Source organism: Halomonas sp. Ps84H-12 (genome assembly GCF_024124725.1).
Lineage (GTDB): Bacteria > Pseudomonadota > Gammaproteobacteria > Pseudomonadales > Halomonadaceae > Vreelandella > Vreelandella aquamarina.
Window position 1 is genome coordinate 1 of sequence record NZ_JAMXSJ010000020.1, and the last position, 17636, is coordinate 17636.

At 58.1% G+C, this 17636-nt stretch carries 20 protein-coding genes; 14 read left to right on the forward strand and 6 right to left on the reverse strand.

Features of this window, described 5'->3' with window-relative positions; genetic code table 11:
- Together NH344_RS10820 and NH344_RS10825 are read right to left on the reverse strand one after the other, a co-directional pair.
- Nucleotides 1-502 (reverse strand): hypothetical protein (locus NH344_RS10820; protein ID WP_253027901.1); only part of this gene is annotated, 502 nt, incomplete at its 3' end.
- A 162-nt stretch (nucleotides 503-664) separates the two neighbouring features.
- The gene (locus tag NH344_RS10825) at nucleotides 665-1534 is read right to left on the reverse strand and encodes a LysR family transcriptional regulator (RefSeq protein WP_044629272.1); all 870 of its coding nucleotides are present in this window, start codon (nucleotides 1532-1534) and stop codon (nucleotides 665-667) included.
- 120 nt (nucleotides 1535-1654) lie between these two features.
- On the opposite strand from NH344_RS10825, the gene NH344_RS10830 reads away from it, so the two are divergent.
- Entirely contained in the window at nucleotides 1655-2518 is an 864-nt protein-coding gene (locus NH344_RS10830; RefSeq protein ID WP_044629271.1) for a cation diffusion facilitator family transporter, read from the forward strand.
- A gap of 72 nt (nucleotides 2519-2590) precedes the next feature.
- On the opposite strand, the gene NH344_RS10835 is transcribed toward NH344_RS10830, so the two are convergent.
- On the reverse strand, nucleotides 2591-2803 hold the full coding sequence (locus NH344_RS10835) for a DUF3008 family protein (RefSeq protein WP_044629270.1): 213 nt from the start codon (nucleotides 2801-2803) through the stop codon (nucleotides 2591-2593).
- 107 nt (nucleotides 2804-2910) lie between these two features.
- Between NH344_RS10835 and ybaK the strand changes: the two genes are divergently transcribed.
- The 6 genes from ybaK to NH344_RS10865 all read left to right on the forward strand — a co-directional run bounded on the left by ybaK (nucleotide 2911) and on the right by NH344_RS10865 (nucleotide 9459).
- Nucleotides 2911-3378, forward strand: coding sequence for a Cys-tRNA(Pro) deacylase (gene ybaK / locus NH344_RS10840; RefSeq protein WP_044629269.1), 468 nt, complete (start codon nucleotides 2911-2913; stop codon nucleotides 3376-3378).
- A gap of 109 nt (nucleotides 3379-3487) precedes the next feature.
- Nucleotides 3488-4879, forward strand: a complete 1392-nt coding sequence (gene dbpA / locus NH344_RS10845) for an ATP-dependent RNA helicase DbpA (protein ID WP_044629268.1) — start codon at nucleotides 3488-3490, stop codon at nucleotides 4877-4879.
- A 48-nt stretch (nucleotides 4880-4927) separates the two neighbouring features.
- A complete protein-coding gene (locus tag NH344_RS10850; protein ID WP_044629267.1) occupies nucleotides 4928-5785 on the forward strand; it encodes a PA4780 family RIO1-like protein kinase in 858 nt (285 codons plus the stop codon).
- 251 nt (nucleotides 5786-6036) lie between these two features.
- Nucleotides 6037-6447: an AbrB family transcriptional regulator gene (locus tag NH344_RS10855; RefSeq protein ID WP_252860484.1), complete on the forward strand. Its 411-nt coding sequence runs from the start codon at nucleotides 6037-6039 to the stop codon at nucleotides 6445-6447.
- A 66-nt stretch (nucleotides 6448-6513) separates the two neighbouring features.
- Nucleotides 6514-8406 (forward strand): ABC transporter ATP-binding protein, encoded by a 1893-nt coding sequence (locus tag NH344_RS10860; RefSeq protein ID WP_290444018.1) that lies wholly within the window; start codon nucleotides 6514-6516, stop codon nucleotides 8404-8406.
- Between the two features lie 45 nt (nucleotides 8407-8451).
- Entirely contained in the window at nucleotides 8452-9459 is a 1008-nt protein-coding gene (locus tag NH344_RS10865; RefSeq protein WP_058576867.1) for an NAD(P)-dependent alcohol dehydrogenase, read from the forward strand.
- 73 nt (nucleotides 9460-9532) lie between these two features.
- Here NH344_RS10865 and NH344_RS10870 read toward each other — a convergent pair whose 3' ends face one another.
- Nucleotides 9533-9799 carry a hypothetical protein gene (locus NH344_RS10870; protein WP_054641284.1) on the reverse strand — a complete coding sequence of 89 codons (267 nt, stop codon included), beginning with the start codon at nucleotides 9797-9799 and terminating at the stop codon, nucleotides 9533-9535.
- A 137-nt stretch (nucleotides 9800-9936) separates the two neighbouring features.
- Between NH344_RS10870 and NH344_RS10875 the strand changes: the two genes are divergently transcribed.
- Both NH344_RS10875 and NH344_RS10880 read left to right on the forward strand, forming a co-directional pair.
- The gene (locus NH344_RS10875) at nucleotides 9937-11124 is read left to right on the forward strand and encodes a hypothetical protein (RefSeq protein WP_054645132.1); all 1188 of its coding nucleotides are present in this window, start codon (nucleotides 9937-9939) and stop codon (nucleotides 11122-11124) included.
- 8 nt (nucleotides 11125-11132) lie between these two features.
- A complete protein-coding gene (locus tag NH344_RS10880) occupies nucleotides 11133-11960 on the forward strand; it encodes a mechanosensitive ion channel domain-containing protein (protein ID WP_054641285.1) in 828 nt (275 codons plus the stop codon).
- 316 nt (nucleotides 11961-12276) lie between these two features.
- On the opposite strand, the gene NH344_RS10885 is transcribed toward NH344_RS10880, so the two are convergent.
- Nucleotides 12277-13008 carry a YebC/PmpR family DNA-binding transcriptional regulator gene (locus NH344_RS10885; RefSeq protein ID WP_044629261.1) on the reverse strand — a complete coding sequence of 244 codons (732 nt, stop codon included), beginning with the start codon at nucleotides 13006-13008 and terminating at the stop codon, nucleotides 12277-12279.
- A gap of 233 nt (nucleotides 13009-13241) precedes the next feature.
- Between NH344_RS10885 and NH344_RS10890 the strand changes: the two genes are divergently transcribed.
- Entirely contained in the window at nucleotides 13242-13859 is a 618-nt protein-coding gene (locus tag NH344_RS10890) for a LysE family translocator (protein WP_139296637.1), read from the forward strand.
- Between the two features lie 76 nt (nucleotides 13860-13935).
- Nucleotides 13936-14421 carry a glutathione peroxidase gene (locus NH344_RS10895; RefSeq protein WP_044629284.1) on the forward strand — a complete coding sequence of 162 codons (486 nt, stop codon included), beginning with the start codon at nucleotides 13936-13938 and terminating at the stop codon, nucleotides 14419-14421.
- Nucleotides 14422-14433: 12 nt separating this feature from the next.
- On the opposite strand, the gene NH344_RS10900 is transcribed toward NH344_RS10895, so the two are convergent.
- Nucleotides 14434-14817 (reverse strand): hypothetical protein, encoded by a 384-nt coding sequence (locus NH344_RS10900; protein WP_044629259.1) that lies wholly within the window; start codon nucleotides 14815-14817, stop codon nucleotides 14434-14436.
- A 160-nt stretch (nucleotides 14818-14977) separates the two neighbouring features.
- Here NH344_RS10900 and fabV point away from each other — a divergent pair, with 160 nt between their 5' ends.
- From fabV to NH344_RS10915, 3 genes are all read left to right on the forward strand, one after another.
- Nucleotides 14978-16174 (forward strand): enoyl-ACP reductase FabV, encoded by a 1197-nt coding sequence (gene fabV / locus NH344_RS10905; protein WP_253027902.1) that lies wholly within the window; start codon nucleotides 14978-14980, stop codon nucleotides 16172-16174.
- A 67-nt stretch (nucleotides 16175-16241) separates the two neighbouring features.
- Nucleotides 16242-16457 (forward strand): hypothetical protein, encoded by a 216-nt coding sequence (locus NH344_RS10910; protein WP_054645133.1) that lies wholly within the window; start codon nucleotides 16242-16244, stop codon nucleotides 16455-16457.
- A gap of 195 nt (nucleotides 16458-16652) precedes the next feature.
- Nucleotides 16653-17627: a GlxA family transcriptional regulator gene (locus NH344_RS10915; protein WP_172514762.1), complete on the forward strand. Its 975-nt coding sequence runs from the start codon at nucleotides 16653-16655 to the stop codon at nucleotides 17625-17627.
- The last annotated feature ends 9 nt before the right edge of the window (nucleotides 17628-17636 follow it).

Consider the following 17636-nt stretch of genomic DNA (forward strand, 5'->3'; position numbering starts at 1 on the left):
TTTCACTGCGGTAGCCGCCGCGAGCCGGCGATAGCAGCCGCGTGAGCAGTGGCCAGGTGGTGCCCCGCTTCAGGTCGCGTGCCACCACGCTGATCAGCGGATAACCGCCGACGATCTCGCCGGTATCACCGTCGCGAACGCGGGTTCGGTATTCACTGGTCGGGGCGCCATCCCGGTTCAGGTCGCCCGGATCGATGGCCAGCACCATGTCATCGGTGATGTAAGGCGTGATCCGCTGGAGCTGCAGTTGCTCCGCGGCCCAAGCAAGCTCGCTGTGCCGGGACAGCATGCGCGACAACCGCTTCTGCGTGTGGTGCAGCCGACAGGGTTCCTTCAAGGCGCGGGCGATCTCGGCCTGGCGCAAACTACCGCTGGCCAGGATGCCAAAGAGCGTTTCTGCCGCCAGCTTCACGACGGGTCGAGCGAGGTGATCCGACAGGTCGTCACACCAGTCGATCAGGCGAGCTTTCCATTTGGCGCGGTCTTTGGCATCTTGAAGCATCGGGGTTTTCCTTTTGGTTCATGGTGTTAGGGGTAACAACATGATACCGACGGGAAAGCCCCGATCTCGTTGATAGCACTGAAACTTTCAACGCTATTCAGGCAGTTACAGCACCACCTGTGGAAAAGTGGGGAGACGCTAGTGCTATGGGGGTAAGTCCTATTAGCGAGTCGTCCCTAAAAAGCGTGTGACGTTTGTGAGTAATGCAGTGGCGACCACCCCAAGGCTCTCGCCTTCCACGTAACGGTAGTAGTGGCTTTCCAGCAGCAGGTCGTGGTTGAGCGCACACAGCGTGTGATTGGTTAAGGCGTCTTTAACCAGCGGGTAAGGCAGTAGCGCCCAGCCGGTTCCGTTAATTACCGCATCGCGAATCACCTCGAACATGGTCAGGCCCAGATAGTTGGTGGAGAACAGCGCCTCGCTCACCAATTTGTCGCCTTGGTCGAAGGTCAGGCATACCTGGGTGTACTGTGCCAAATCATCTTTGGTGACGTTGGGCAGGCGACTGAGTGGATGCCCAGGTGCCGCCACGAGACTCATGCTCACCGGGGCAAGGTTGCTGGCGTTCACCGAGGCCCCTTCAGCGGTGTAGAGCCCAAAGGCAATATCCACCGTTTGGCGCAGCACGAACTGGGCATGCTCCTGAGGTGGGAGCAGGTATACCGAAATGGCCGTGAGCGGGTAGCGCTGCTTCAGGTCGTGCATGACCTGTCGCCAAAACGCTTCGGGCAGCGCGTCGTCCCGCGCGATGCAGAGCTGGCTCTCAACGCCCTGCAAATGCTGCTGGCAGTGCTTGTTGATGCGGTTGGCACTGGTCAGTAGGCGGTAGCAGTCGGGTAGTACGCTTTCCCCCACCGCCGTTAGCTGCAAGCTGTTACCCGAGCGCTCAAACAGTGCCACACCCAGGCTATCTTCCAGTGCATTGACGGAGGCACTGAGCGTGCTGCGCTTTATGCCGGTATGCCGGGCAGCAGCGGCAAACGAACCGTGTTCTGTGACATCAATAAACGCCTGCACCTGTTCTGCGCGCATGAGAGCCACCTTATGAAAACCCTTTGAGCGCCAATATAATTGGCGCTGAGCGATTGGTGAAGCGTTAGTGTACTCACTATGATGGCCTGCGTTTACTATCCTCTTATTGGAGCAACCCGCGTGACCCCCTTTGTCGCCGAGCGCCGAGCGCTTAGATTTTCCGCCATTTCTGCCAGCCTATTTGCCTTTACCGGGCTTGCCTTAGGCCTTGCCAGTGGCTCAATTACGATACTCTTCGATAGTGGCTATTCGCTATTAAGTTTAGTGCTGGCATCGCTGTCGCTGTTTGCACTTCAGCAGGCCCGCAAACCCGCGGATGATCACTACCCCTTTGGGCGGCTAACGGTAGAACCGCTAGCCGTGCTGCTCAAAGGCGTGGTGATTGCGCTAGTGTGTCTGTTTTCGCTGGTCTCAGCGCTCTGGAGCCTGACTCAGGGTGGACGTTTGGTCACGCTGGACTTGGCGCTGATGTTTGGCGTGGTCAACGTGACGGGGTGTTTGCTGACTTGGTGGTGGTTAAACCAGTACGCCAAGGTCGCGCAATCTTCACTACTGGCGGCGGAGCTGCGCCAATGGCAGATGGATACCTGGCTCAGTGCTGCCGTCATGCTGGGCTTTGCCCTTACCTGGGGGTTAACCCTCTCGCCATGGGCACACTTGGCGCGTTTTGCCGATCCGGTGATGGTGCTGATTATTGCGGGTTACTTCCTGCCCATGCCCATTCGTATGGTCAAAGGCGCGCTGCGCGAGTTGATGTTCGGCGAACCGGTAGGCAGCGTCCGCCAGGAGGTGGTCCAGGAAGTCGCGGATTTCGATATTGCCGATGACGATGTGCGCCTAGCGCAGGTGGGCAGTTTTTTAATGGTCGATATTCAGCTGGATAAACAGCAGATTGACGACGCCGAAGAGATCGTCGAGAGCGTAGAACAGCACTGTAAGCTGCGTAATCTGCGTCCGGTGACGAGTATTACACTGGTTACATAGTGGCCGAATCAAAAACTATTGACGCTATTGCAGTTGGGGTGATATTTAGCGCTACCGACAATTGGTGTCGGCTTAACACTGCACTTTTGAGGGTTGCAAAAACATGCCATTGCGCCGCTGTTTGCCCTTACGCTGGGTACCCTCCATCTCTTCCAACTCCTCTTCGCTCATCGAGTCATACATCCCTTTCGAGGCGTCATACAGCTCGCTTGGCTTGGTCTCACCGCGCTTAGCCGAGAGGGCAGCCCCGGCGGCTTTCTGCTGTGCTTTGGAGGTGGCTTTCATTTTGCGACTCCTGTCAGTTGACTTCCGTTACTTGCTCACGTTATTAAGCCTAGCAGTGGGTACTAATGTTTTCAGATAGTCTGGCGCGTTTAACTTAAGAGACCTCCATGACACCGGCAATCAACAGCGCAAGGCACGCAGGTATTGCGTTTCAGCTCCATGAGTATCAGCACGATAATGCCGCTCCCTCTTATGGGCTGGAAGCGGCTGAAAAACTCGGCGTCACGGCTGAACAAGTCTTCAAAACCCTGGTGGTAAGCCTGGATGGCAAGCAATTGGCCGTGGGGATTGTGCCGGTGAATAGCCAGCTTGGTTTAAAGCAGATTGCCAAAGCCGCCGGGGCAAAAAAGGCCGTGATGGCGGCGCCTGAGATTGTCGAGCGCACTACCGGCTACGTACTGGGCGGCGTTAGCCCGCTGGGCCAGAAAAAGCGCCTGCCGACGTTCATTGATGCCTCGGCACAAGCGTGGTCGACGCTTTACGTGAGTGCTGGTCGGCGAGGGTTAGAAATCGAACTCTCGCCGGAGGACCTCGCTGCACTCAGCCAGGGCCGTTTCGCAGCGCTCTCTGCATAGAACGATACGCATCGGGTTAAGTGCCTGGCAAAGCAGGAGAGGGCGCTTTCTGGTATGGTGCTTCCATCAATCGGATCGCTGGGCACCGCCGCCCCTTCAGGAATTTTTTGTGTCAGATACCTCTTTTGCCTCCCTTGCCCTCTCGCCCGCGCTGCTGAGCACGCTCGACTCTCTGGGCTATCACGACATGACGCCCGTTCAGGCGCAGAGCCTGCCGCCCATGCTGGTGGGGCGCGATGTGATGGCGCAGGCCAAAACGGGCTCGGGTAAAACCGCCGCGTTTGGTTTGGCGCTGTTGTCACAGCTGCGTGTAGAAGCCTTCAGCGTACAGGGCTTGGTGCTGTGCCCCACCCGCGAACTGGCCGATCAGGTCGCCGAGGAGCTGCGACGCCTGGCGCGGGGCATGCCCAACGTCAAAGTACTCACACTGTGTGGCGGCGCGCCCTTTGGGCCGCAGCTCGCCTCGCTGGAGCACGGTGCGCATATCGTGGTGGGCACGCCGGGGCGGGTGGACGAGCACTTGCGCAAAGGCTCGCTCACGCTTGGGTCGCTGGCCGTGCTGGTGCTGGACGAAGCCGACCGTATGCTGGACATGGGCTTTCAGGTCACCATCGACGACATCATCGCCGATACCCCCACTGACCGACAAACGCTGCTGTTCAGCGCGACGTTTCCCGATGAGCGGGAGGGGCTGGCAGCCATGACCCGCGGCGTGCTGCGCGACCCGGTCAGTGTCAAGGTGGCAGAGACCCACGATGCCACGACCATCGAGCAGCACTTTTACCGTGTGTCCCATGACGACGACCGTTTTGCTGCGTTGATCGAGCTGCTGCTTGCCACGCGACCTACCACTAGCGTGGTGTTCTGTAATACCAAGCGGGAAACCCAGGCCGTGGCCGATGGCTTGGTCGATGCGGGATTTAGCGCCGTCGCCTTGCACGGCGATCTCGAGCAGAAAGACCGCGACCGGCTGCTGGTGCTGTTTGCCAATCAGAGCGCATCGATTTTGGTCGCCACCGATGTGGCCGCCCGCGGGCTCGACATTGCTCAACTAGACGCCGTTTTCAATTACCAAATCGCCCGCGAGCTGGACGTCCACGTTCATCGAGTCGGCCGCACGGGGCGCGCAGGAGCCAGCGGTATCGCCTGTACCCTGGTCACACCGCAAGAAGATTATCGACTCGAACGCCTCGCTGAGCTGTTGGGCGAGCCGCTCGCGACCGAGCCGCTGCCGAAAGCCACCAACGGTTCGCCGTTCGAGCCCCCCATGGCCACGCTACAGTTGGCGGGTGGCAAGAAAGATAAGCTGCGCCCTGGCGACATTCTGGGAGCATTGACCAGCGAAGGCGGTCTGCGCGGTGATCAGGTGGGTAAGATCAAGGTGTTGGCTCGAAGCGCTTACGTCGCGGTGGCGCGCAGCGCTGTCCAGAAAGCTCAGGCCAAGCTGGAGCGGGATAAACTCAAAGGGCGCGCTTTCCGCGTGCGACGCATTCGCCATTAACGATCCCAATGACGTGGTCGCTATCATAAGGAGCCTTCGCAGCAAGTTATGAAAACACCCAAACGATTACAGCCCCTGGTCGACGATGGCCTGATCGATGAGGTGCTGATGCAGTTGATGAGCGGCAAGGAAGCGCAGGTGTACATAGTGCGCTGTGGCGACGACACGCGCTGTGCCAAAGTCTTCAAAGAGGCCAAACAGCGTAGCTTCAAGCAGGCGGTGCAGTACCAGGAAGGGCGTAAAGAGCGCAACAGCCGCCGCGCCCGCGCCATGGCCAAGAAGACCCGCTACGGCCAGAAAGAGCAGGAGCAGGCGTGGCTGACCGCCGAGGTGGATGCGTTGTACCGCTTGGCCGCGGCCGAGGTGCGTGTGCCCAAGCCCTATGGTTTCGTGGATGGCGTACTGCTGATGGAGATGATCACCGATGCAGAGGGGGATGTGGCACCGCGCTTGGACGATGTCACCCTGACCGAAGAGCAGGCGCTGCGCTATCACGCCAAAGTGATCCAAGACGTGGTGCGCATGCTCTGTGCAGGCTTGATCCACGGTGATTTATCGGAATTCAACGTGCTCGTCGACGCCGATGGCCCGGTCATCATCGATTTACCTCAGGCGGTGGATGCGGCGGGCAATAACAGCGCTGCTGCCATGCTGGAGCGCGATGTGAACAACATGCGTGCCTATTTTGGCCGTTTTGCGCCCGAGCTGCTCGCTACCCATTACGGTAAAGAGATGTGGGCGCTGTATGAAGCGGGGAAGCTGCATCCCGATAGCCAGCTGACCGGCCACTTCGAGTTCGATGACCACATTGCCAATGTGGACGAGCTGATGGAAGTGATCGACGACGTCAAAGAGGAGGAGGCCGAGCGCCAAGCGCGCCTGCGCGATGACGACGACGAGGATTAACCCCAATAGTGATAAACTGAGGCAACGCTTAGCAGAGTAAGTAGTTGGATGAAACGACTCTGCCATATCGCATAGCCGAAAGATCACCGGAGGGGCGTGTGAAGGGCAGTCGTTTCAGTGCAGGGAGAGCCAAGTCACTCCTGAGCTGGCCCACCGGGTGCTCGACAGGCCCGTTTCGGCCATGCTGCTGTTGGCGGGGGTAGCGTCGTCAACCGCCGTGGCGCCTGCCAAGCCCCGCGCTGCTCGCTCCCTTGTTAGCCACCGCACTTCTCTCCGGGTTAGATATCGCCAGCCTCGCCCTGCCAAGCTGGGGCATGAACCTGATGCTCTGGGTGCTGGGCAGCGCCATTGGTTCGCGCTTTCAAGGCATGACGCGGCGGCTGTTGGGCCGCTACTTATGGCAGTCAGGCGTTGCGACGCTGCTGGCCCTCGTCGTGTTGGCTGTTTTTGCCGAACTGATCCACCAAACGGTGGGGGTAGGGCGCGATGTTGCCTTGCTCGCTTTAGCCCCCGGCGGTATTGGTGAAATGGCGATACTCGCCGTCGCGCTCAACATTGACCCAGTGTTTGTGGCTTTTCATCACCTGCTGCGGATGGTCACCCTGATGATTGTTGCTCCCTTCTGGGCCCGCTGGCTAATGCGTCATCATCCTGACGCCTGACGTCGCGATCATTACGCTAACTCTCCTCGCTGTGCTCCCTTTTATCGCGTCATGTAAGGACTCTCCATGCTGTCACGTCTGCTCTCGCCGCTGTTCCGTTTTTTTGAGGAGCGCGTTAACCCCTACCCAGAGGGTGAGGTCACCACACCGCCCAAAGGGCTGTTGCCGTTTATCTGGCACTTTTCGCGCCCGGTGTGGCCGTGGCTGCTAGTGATGTCGCTGATAACGGCGGTGGTATCTGCCGCAGAGGTGGTGTTCTTTAGCTACATGGGCGATTTGGTGGATTGGCTGGGTGGCGTCGAGCGCGCCGATTTCTGGGCCAACCACGGCCTGTGGCTGGCGGGCCTTGGTTTGTTAGTGGTGGTGGGCCTGCCGCTACTGGTGCTGCTGCAGTCGCTGGTCACCCACCAGAGCATTTTTGGTAACTACCCGATGATTGGCCGCTGGCTCTCTCATCGCCATATGCTCAGCCAGAGCCTAGCGTTCTATCAAGATGAGTTTGCCGGGCGGGTATCGCAAAAAGTGATGCAAACCGCGCTGGCCGTGCGGGAAACCGTCACGAAAGTGATGGATCTGATGGTGTACGCCATCGTCTATTTTACCGGGGCGGCCATTCTGTTGGGACGCGCCGATCCATGGCTGCTGCTGCCGCTAGGCCTTTGGCTGATCGGCTATTTAGGCATCATGCGCTTTTTCGTACCGCGCCTGCGGGATGTCTCTATGGCCCAGGCGGGTGCTCGCGCTCAGATGACTGGCCGCGTGGTGGATAGCTACAGCAATATCCAGACTATCAAGCTGTTTGCCGATACTCAGCGCGAAGAGCGCTACGCCAAAGATGCTATGGAGGGCTTTATGGTCACCGTGCATCGCCAGATGCGCCTGGTCACGGTGATGAGCGTCTGCTTGACGCTCCTTAATACGCTGCTGCTGGTTGGCACGGCAGGCATGGCGATTGCAGCGTGGTACATGGAGGCGATCTCTCTGGGCGTGCTGGCCATCGCCATTGCCCTGGTGATGCGGATCCGCTTTATGTCTGACTGGATTTTATGGGAAGTCGCCGGGCTGTTTGAAAACATCGGCACGGTGCAGGATGGCATGAACACCATCGCCCAAGAGCCGACGGTGAAAGACGCGCCCAACGCTAAAGCGCTGACCGTGCCCAACGGCGAGATCGTCTTCGATACGCTGCGCTTCCAATATGCCCAGGCAAAAGGGGAGAGCAAAAACGTCTTCGATGGTCTTAGTCTGACCATCAAACCCGGTGAAAAGATCGGCCTGATTGGCCGCTCCGGGGCGGGAAAATCGACCCTGGCGAACCTGTTGCTGCGCTTTTACGACCTGCAGGGCGGGCGCATTCTGATCGACGGACAAAACATTGCTGAAGTCACCCAGAGCTCGCTGCGCCACCAGATCGGCATGGTGACCCAAGACACCTCGCTGCTGCACCGTTCGCTGCGAGATAACATCCGCTATGGCAGTCCGCACGCCAGCGATGAGGATGTCTGGCAGGCGGTATGCCGTGCCCATGCCGATACCTTCATCAACGACCTAGTCGACCCCAAAGGGCGGCGAGGTTTGGATGCTCATGTGGGTGAGCGGGGCGTGAAGCTCTCCGGCGGCCAGCGCCAGCGCATTGCCATCGCCCGGGTGCTGCTCAAAGACGCCCCGATTCTGGTGTTGGATGAAGCCACCTCGGCGCTGGATTCCGAGGTTGAAGCGGCGATTCAAGAGCAGTTGGATGCCTTGATGGAGGGCAAAACCGTAATTGCCATTGCCCATCGACTCTCCACCATCGCCATGCTGGACCGTTTGATTGTGGTGGATGAAGGGCGCATGGTGGAGAGCGGCACCCACCAGGAGTTGCTGGCCCGAAACGGCATTTATGCAGGTCTTTGGCAGCGGCAGTCGGGCGGCTTTTTAGGTAACGACCTTGATCTTGATAACAACGCCCCCATTTGAGACTAGACCGGTCGCCTACTAAGGGCGCTTTAACAGGAGGTACTGATGCAAGCTATCCAGCTTCAACAACCCGGCGGTTTAGATAAATTGAACGTTGTCGACGTGGCAGCCCCTGGGGAGCCAGGCCCCGGCGAGATCAAAGTGCGCCTGCACGCCAGCTCGCTGAACTTTCACGACTACGCGGTCGTGGCGGGGATGATTCCCACCGACGATAAGCGCATCCCGATGTCCGACGGCGCGGGCGTGGTGGAAGCCGTTGGCGAAGGTGTGGAAGAGTTTGCCGTGGGCGATGCGGTCGTCTCGACCTTCTTCCCATACTGGCTGGAAGGCCCGGCGCGCGTAGGCGACTTCACCACCACCCCAGGCGATGGCGTCGATGGCTATGCCCGCGAGCAGGTAATTCGACCGGCCACATGGTTCACTCGCCAGCCGATCGGCTACAGCCATGCAGAATCCGCCACGTTGACCACCGCGGGATTGACCGCTTGGCGCGCGCTGGTGGTGGACGGCGGCTTGAAAGCGGGCGATACCGTACTGGTACTGGGTACCGGCGGGGTGTCGATCTTTGCACTGCAGTTCGCCAAGCTGATGGGGGCTAGAGTGATCGCGACCTCCTCTTCCAATGAGAAGCTGGAGCGCCTGCGTAGCCTCGGCGCGGAGCACACCATCAACTACCGCGAGACACCCGAGTGGGGAAAAGCGGTCAAAGCGTTGACCGACGGCAAAGGCGTGGATCACGTCATCGAGGTAGGCGGCCCCAGTACGCTGCCGCAATCCATCGATGCCGTGAAGATTGGTGGACACATTTCGCTGATTGGCATACTGACCGGCCGCGAGGGAGACATTCCCACTGCCAAACTCATGGCCAAGCAGGCCAAGCTGCAGGGTTTGATCGTCGGTAGCCGTCGCCACCAGATTGAGATGATCGACGCGATCGAAGCGACGAATTTGAAGCCGATCATCGATCGTGAATTCCCGCTTAGCGAGATTGCCGAGGCGTTTCGTCATCAAGAATCGGGCAAGCACTTTGGTAAAATTTGCCTGACCTTCTGATAATCAAGCGCTAACAATCGTACTACACGTCTGCATAGAAGGCGGGCGTGTAGTGCGTATCAACCATGTTGCCCTACTCTCCTAATCGGCTAAATACCACGCCTTTTACCTCAAGCTCCCAGATGTCGTCGTAAGGCACAGTGACGCCATCCATATCGCCAGGGTCGCCGGTACTGTTTTTGATGACGGTTTCGGGAATGACCTTCACTCCCATCACCCCGACATGCTGAATTCTTCCGCTGAACCGGTTGCCCTCCTGCTCAATGAGCACCCGCTCGCCTGCAATGCACTTCGCAAGCTTCTCGTGTAGTTCAGCCATCGTGACATTCACCACGCTCATCGTTGCCTCCTGCGCATCGCTCAAAAGTGAGTTACTTGGCAATAACGACGTTATTTTAGACGATAAGTTCGGCTAGCCCCGGGGGTATGGCATAAGGCATGCTAACCTTAATCTAGTTTACTGAATCGAGGCGGGATATGGCGCAAGGCTCAACGAACGCGGCTTTATCGCCATGGAACGTGGTGGCATTAGACACCTTTCAAACCCCTGAGCGCACCCAGGCGAGCCAGTGGCGGCGTAGCTGGCGAGCGGCCACCACCTGGATGATAGGCAAGGAAGCTTCCGAGCGCCAAGCGAAGCAGGAGAGTGAACTGCGCGCGCTGCCTGAAGTGAAGCTGGCGCATGTTGCGCCCCCCATTGACTGGATGCCCGCCACCGAACGCTTGAAACAGGCGCTGAAAGACTACGAAGATGCGCCGGTTGTGCTGTTTATTTCACCGCCTTACGGCGAGCACAGCACCGTGGTGAGCCAATGGGCTGCGCAACAGGATATTCCTTGCCTCACCGTACCCACGCTGAAAGAGCTAGTGGACGGCAGCCTAGCCTGGGTAGAAGACGCTACCCAGCTAAAGCGCTGGGCAATTCCTGCCTTGGAGTACCACTTTTTACGCCATACCAATGGCTTGCAAGGCGTTCGTGAGTTGCTTGAGCGTGCTTTGAGTGGGCGCCTGGGGCAGAGCGTGATGGGATGCGATAGCTGGACCTACGCTTACTTACAGCACGCGGTGGGGCTAGAAGGCGTGCCGGTATTGACCCTCCAAGGGCTCGAAGGTGAACAGTTAGCCCACTATTTTTCCCAAGCAGCGGGGGAGTGCCCGACGGTGTACAGTACACGTACGGGTAAATCGATTCTCACCAGCGACAGTGATCAAAAAGAGGCCTATAAAGAGCTGCAGCGCCTAGCGGCACACTGCCGAGGGCACCTGGGAATTGCCTGGCACTATTGGCGTGAGCGGCTGCGTGAGCCAGCAGAAGATTCGGATAGCAGTGATAACAATGGCCATAAATGTAGCGATAAAGAGGATAGCGACACTTCTCAAGAACTATGGCTACTGGACGCGCTGGCCGAAGCCGAACTACCCACAGATACCGGCGATCTAGCTACTTTACTGCTGCATACGCTGCTGATTCACGGCGGGCTGGAAGATCATGCGTTAAAACATGTGCTGCCTTTTTCGGATCACGAATCGTTAAATGCACGCTTTGCCCTGGCGCGGCGCGGCATTCTTAGCAGCCAGCAAGGGCGGTGGCAGGTGGCGCCGCTTAGCTATGCCAGCGTGCGGCAGCTGCTTGAGTCGCGTAACTATCTCGTTGACCCGCTCTAGGAGTACTAATGGAAGACCAAGGGCAGTACGCCAAGCTGTTTAACGAAATGGATAGCCAAGCGTTGATAACGCTCGGCCTTATCTTGGTCAGCACGATTCTACTGATTATTGTCAGCCAGCGAGGACTCAACTGGGTGGCGAATCGGCTGCACGGCCAAGTGCGCTTTCGGGTCTTTGCCCTGGTGCCGCTCACCCGCCTGCTAATTTTGATCGCTGCGCTCGCCATTGCCGTACCCATCATTGTCGAGCCGTCGTTGCGCAATATGGTGACGCTGCTGGGGGCGATTGGCTTAGCCATTGGCTTTGCGCTGAAAGACTATGTCAGCAGCCTGATCGCTGGGGTAGTGTCTGCCGTCGAGCTACCGTACCGGCCTGGCGACTGGGTGAATATCGAAGGCACGTACGGCGAAGTGAAGCACGTGGGCATGCGAACAGTCGAGGTCCAAACGCCGGACGATGATATGGTAGCGGTGCCGCATTTAAAGCTTTGGGACTCTGCGATCTATAACGCCAATAATGGTGGCACTAGCCTGCAGTGCGTGGCGAGTTTTTACCTTCATCCAGAGCATGAAGCCGGCTGGGTGCGCAAAGCACTGCGCGATGTGGCGCTGACCAGTGCTTATTTAAAGTTTGGAGAGCCGATTATTGTGGTGGCGGAGGAGAAGCCCTGGGGCACGCATTACCGTATCCGTGCTTACCCCGTCGACCCCCGCCAGCAGTTTCTGTTTATCACTGACTTAACGGTGCGCGGCAAAGCAGTGCTAAGCGCTGCTGGCATTCAACCAGCGCTGCTACCACCAGATGCCGCCCTAGATGCACGAGGTGCAGCTAGCTGATGACAACACCAACCACACTCTATATTGGATGGGACGTGGGCGGCTGGAACTGCGATAACAGCTCTGCCAGCCGCGATGCGCTGGTGGTGCTGGATGACGCGCTCAATGTGATAGGCATGCCGTGGCGGGGAAACCTGCGCGTCACGCTGAATGATGCTACCTCTAGCCGTGATTTGATCAACCGGCTTCTGGCACTGTGCACTACTGGCGTGGAGCTTGGAGCATGCCAAAGGGAGTGTGGCTTGGCCGCCAGCAGAGATGCCAGCGGCCGAAGGGTGGATTTTTGTACCGAAGGATGCGTTAAGCGCCTAACGGCTCAAGCGCTCTCTTCCGGTAGCTCCGCGTTATGGAAGACGTTCTGTACGTCGTCCAGCTCGTTGAGCATGTTGAGAAATTTCTCGAACATCGCCACGTCATCGCCTTCAATCGGCGTGGTGGTTTGCGGCAGGAACTGAATCTCGTCGACTTCAAAGTCGATTTCGCCGAAGGCATCTAGCAGCGCCTGCTTGGCTTTGGCGTAGTCGGTGTGCGGGGCAAACACCGTGATGCGGCCCTCTTCCTGCTCAATATCGGTGACATCCACGTCGGCTTCCATTAGCGCTTCCAGCACCGCTTCTTCATCGTTGCCGGTGAAGGAGAAAATCGCACAGTGGTCGAACATATGGCTGACGCTGCCTGGCGTGCCGATCTTGCTTTTGGTTTTGGTGAAGCAGCCGCGCACATCGCCAAAGGTGCGGTTGGGGTTGTCGGTGAGGCAGTCGACAATCACCATGGCGTTGCCAGGGCCAAAGCCTTCGTAGCGCGCCGGTGAAAAATCCTCACCGCCTGCGCCGCTGGCTTTATCCAAGGCTTTATCAATGACGTGAGAGGGCACCTGGTCTTTCTTGGCACGCTCTATCAAACCGCGCAGTGCGAGGTTACCGTTAGGATCCGTACCGCCCGCTTTGGCACAGACGTAAATTTCACGTCCATACTTGCTGTAAACTTTGGTTTTCGCAGCGGCCGTTTTGGCCATGGATTCCTTACGGTTTTGAAACGCCCTACCCATATTGAAGTCCTTTATTAGCCATGAACCGCCTGCATGGCAGGCGTCATCGTTTTCAAAAAGGGGAAAATTTTACCCAACAGCGTACCATGCTAACAGCGTTATTTAAGCGCCTGGGTGGTTTCCCCTACGGTTAAAAGACATGCTACAGGCAACAACACAAGAATTGGCCTTAGCTTAGGCAAGCGCTGTCGTATACTGGCCAGCTCATAACGAGGCTATCCATGGAGGAGAAAATGCCGCTGACACTCTGGCTTTCGCTGGCTGCCATTTGTGCGATGGGGGCCATGTCGCCTGGGCCAAGCTTAGCATTGGTGCTACGCCACACGTTGGGGGGTGGTCGCGTGCCAGGCATCACGGCGGCTATTTTTCATGCCTTCGGCGTAGGGTTTTATGCGTTGCTCACCGTGCTGGGCTTGGGCGCTGTAATGGTGCGCTTTCCCGAATTGTTTCAGTTGATTACATGGTGCGGCGCAGCGTATTTGGCGTGGCTGGGTATCAAGGCGCTGCGCGCTGGCCGTAGCGGTGCGCTCTCGCCGAGTGCCGTGGTCACCACACCGCAGCAAGCCGCCAAGGAAGCCGTACTGGTGGCCCTGGGCAACCCCAAGCTGATCATCTTTTTTGTGGCGCTATTAAGCCAGTTTGTCACCCCCGAGATGAGCCTACTCGCCAAGGTGATTATCGTGGCCACGGCGATTATTATTGATGGTGGCTGGTACGTGCTGGTGGCAGTGGGGCTCTCTCACTCTCGAGTGCTGCCGTGGCTACAGCGTCACGCTCACTGGATTAACCGCATTACGGGCGTGCTGTTGATCGCGCTAGCGTTGCGTGTAGTGGCAGGGCCAATCATTTAACCTGTGCGCTGGTGCCACTACCGTTGTAGTGGCAAGGTAAGGTGTATGCTGGCAAAGGCATTTTAGAGGCCTGGCGATGACGATTTACGAGCAGGATTGTTATACCCATCAAGGTAAGCCCTTCAATCTGCGCGCTTTGCGTGGGCAGGTATTATTGGTGGTCAATGTGGCCAGCCAGTGCGGTTTTACGCCGCAGTTGAAAGAGCTCGAGGGGCTGTACCAGCGTTACCGGGATCGTGGATTTACCGTGTTGGGCTTCCCCTGTAACCAGTTTGGCCGCCAGTCGCCCGAGAGTGCCGAGGCGTTCTGCGCCTTTGGCGAGCAGCAGTTCGGGGTGAGCTTTCCGCTGCTGGAAAAGGTGAAAGTCAACGGCTCCGATGCTCACCCGCTATTTGTACAGCTCAAGCGGGAGGCGCCAGGGATTTTGGGCACCAAAGCTGTAAAGTGGAATTTCACCAAGTTTCTGGTAGGCCGAGATGGCAAGGTCATCGCCCGCTTTGGCCCCAAGGATCATGGGTTAACGCTGCGCTTAGCCCTTGAAGCCGCACTGGATAAAGAGTGAATCAGCCAGCCGCTAAACCTCCCCGCGCGCGACCATCAAGCGTTGCATTAGCTCGGTCCAGCGATGGCGAACCATCATGGTCGTCAATCCCGAAAAGAGTGCCCAGCTTTTGCGCCGCCAGCCTTTCAATTTCAGATTGTGGTTCACCAGCTGCTTCATCAGTTTGTAGTCATCGAACTTGCGCCACTCGCTGGCGACTGACAGCTGGTGGCGTGACATCACCGGCGCCAGCTCCAGGCGTAGCATCCACTCAAGCTCTTTGAGCGACATCTTGTGCTGCTCAATCACCTCAATCATATGGGCGTAGTCGCGCTCGCTGGGTTCGCGGTCAAGCCAGAGAGGGGCAAGTGCTAGCCACAAATCGCCCCGCTCATCGACTAGCTGCTGTGCATTCATTAAAGATCCCGTCGGCAAGTGGTGGGCAGGCCGCTATCCTGCCGCGAATGGCGGATAAGCTCAAGAGCGGACAGGGCGCGCCGAGACCGCTAGAATACCCTCATTGATAACTCGGCACTGCCGTGCCGAACGCAATACTCATCTGATGAAGGGGTCGAATGTGATCATTAAACCGAAAGTGCGTGGCTTTATCTGCACCACCACCCACCCGAAAGGCTGCGAGCAGAACGTTCTCGAGCAGATCGAAGCGACCCGCGCCCGTGGTTTGGACAAAAGCCAAGGCCCGAAGAAAGTGCTGGTGATCGGTGCCTCTAGCGGTTACGGCCTAGCGGCGCGTATTACCGCCGCCTTTGGTTACGGCGCCGACACTCTGGGGGTGTTTTTTGAAAAGCCGGGCACCGAGAAGAAGCCGGGCACCGCTGGCTGGTACAACAGCGCCGCGTTCGATAAGTTTGCCAAGCAGGAAGGTCTGTACAGCAAATCCATTAATGGCGATGCGTTCTCCCACGAAGCGCGGGAAAAAGCCATTGAGCTGATCAAGCAAGACATGGGTGAGATTGATCTCGTGGTTTACTCACTGGCATCCCCCGTGCGTAAGCTGCCCGATACCGGTGAAGTCAAACGCTCTAGCCTAAAGCCGATTGGTGAGACCTACCGCGCCACGGCCATTGATACTAACAAAGACACCATTATTGAAGCCGAAGTGGAACCGGCCACCCAGCAAGAGATCGACGACACCATCACCGTGATGGGCGGCGAAGACTGGGAGCTGTGGATGAGCGCTCTGGATGAGGCGGGCGTGCTGGCCAAAGGCGCGCGCAGCGTGGCGTTTAGCTACATCGGCACCGAAATTACTTGGCCGATTTACTGGCATGGTGCCTTGGGTAAGGCCAAAGAGGACCTGGACCGCGCAGCGGCGGCCATCGATGCCAAACTGCAAGAGAGCGGCGGCGGTGCCAACGTGGCGGTGCTGAAATCCGTCGTTACCCAAGCCAGCGCGGCGATTCCGGTGATGCCGCTGTACATCGCCATGGTCTACAATGTGATGAAGGAGAAGGGCCTGCACGAAGGCACCATCGAGCAGCTCAACCGCCTGTTCGGCGAGCGCCTCTATGGAGGTGAGTTCACCACCGACGAGGCTGGCCGCCTGCGTCTGGACGACTGGGAGCTGCGTGACGACGTGCAGCAGGCGTGTAAGGATCTGTGGCCTCAGGTGACCACCGAGAACCTGTTCCAGATCACCGACTATGCTGGTTACAAGCACGAGTTCCTGAAGCTGTTCGGCTTCGAGCGTGACGACGTGGACTACGATGCCGATGTGAACCCCGAGGTCGAGTTCGATGTTGTAACGTTATAAACGCAGCGCGACGGGCAGCGCACACCGACGCGCTATGAATCATCGACCGGACTGGATGAGGTGACGTATGGATACCCGAGAGAGCAAAACCCCGGAAGAAGAGAAAGAGCACGTGCTGAGCGAGCGCATACCTGAAGATTTCGAGACCTCGCAGCCCCAACAACAGCCAGAAGCGAAAAAGTCTGCGAATGGGCTGCATAAAATGCTGCCGTTAATCATCGTGATTATGGGCATCATCGTCGCTGGCATTGTCATGTTGGGGCTAGGCAATAGCGGCGGCTAAAGTGAGCGTTTGCTGTTGTGCTTATTGCCGGGCCTAGGCTCGGCAATTTGTATTTTTGCGTCCTGTTTTTGTTTGCGTGGACATGGCGCTGCCTTCAATCGCGCAATTGAGTAAGATAGCGTTTAAATAGAACGCCTTATCCAGTCCACCAGCGGCGGTTTTCATGCAGCGCAATAGGCAGCACAGCGAATTCACATGCATTCCAGTACGTTAACGCCACCCCCAAGCCAACGCAGGCGGGTGGCGTTTGTGTTGCTGCCTGGGTTTTCGCTGCTGGCTCACGCCAGCGCTATTGAGCCGCTGCAAATGGCCAATCAGCTGAGCGGCCAGATGCTTTACCACACCGTTACCCTCAGCCTAGATGAAGAGCCCGTGCGCAGCGGCGCGCAGCTTTCGCTCATCGCGCAGCATGCGTTAGGAGCCCCCCTTGGCCCGCTGGATTTACTGCTGGTGTGTGCGCCTACGCCGCTACCCTACGTATTGCCCGCGAAGCTCAATGAGTGGCTGCGTAGCCATCATGGCCGTGGCGTTGCTATCGGCGGTTTGGCCGGAGGCACCGAGGTGCTCGCCCGCTGTGGTTTGCTGGAAGGCTACCGCGCTACCTTGCCTTGGCAGCGCTTCGATGCGTTTGCCCAAGCCTATCCCCAGGTGACGCTCTCCCAACAGCTGTTTGAAATTGATCGTGACCGCCTGACCTGCGCGGGCGGCACCGCCGCTATGGATATGATGCTCACGCTAATTGGCAAGCATCACGGCCCGCGCTTGGCCGAGCAGGTTTCTGAACAGTTTGTTTGCGACCGTATTCGCTTAGCCGATGAGCGCCAGCACGTGCCGCTGCGCAACCGTTTGGGCCACGCGCCCCAGAGCTTGGTAGATGCGGTGACTCTTATGGAAGCCAATATCGAAGAGCCGCTCTCGACGTTGGAACTGGCCGAGCATTTGGGGATCTCCCGGCGTCAGCTGGAGCGACTATTCAAGAAGTACCTGCAGGCGGTGCCAAGCCGTTATTATCTGGACTTGCGGCTGCAGGAAGCCCGCAAGCAGCTCAGAGAGAGCGACCGTCCCGTGGGCGACATTGCCCTGATGACCGGTTTCTCCTCGGGCGCGCACTTTTCCACCGCCTACCGTAACCATTTTGGGATCACCCCGCGGGAAGAGCGGCTGGGGTAGGCGCAGCTT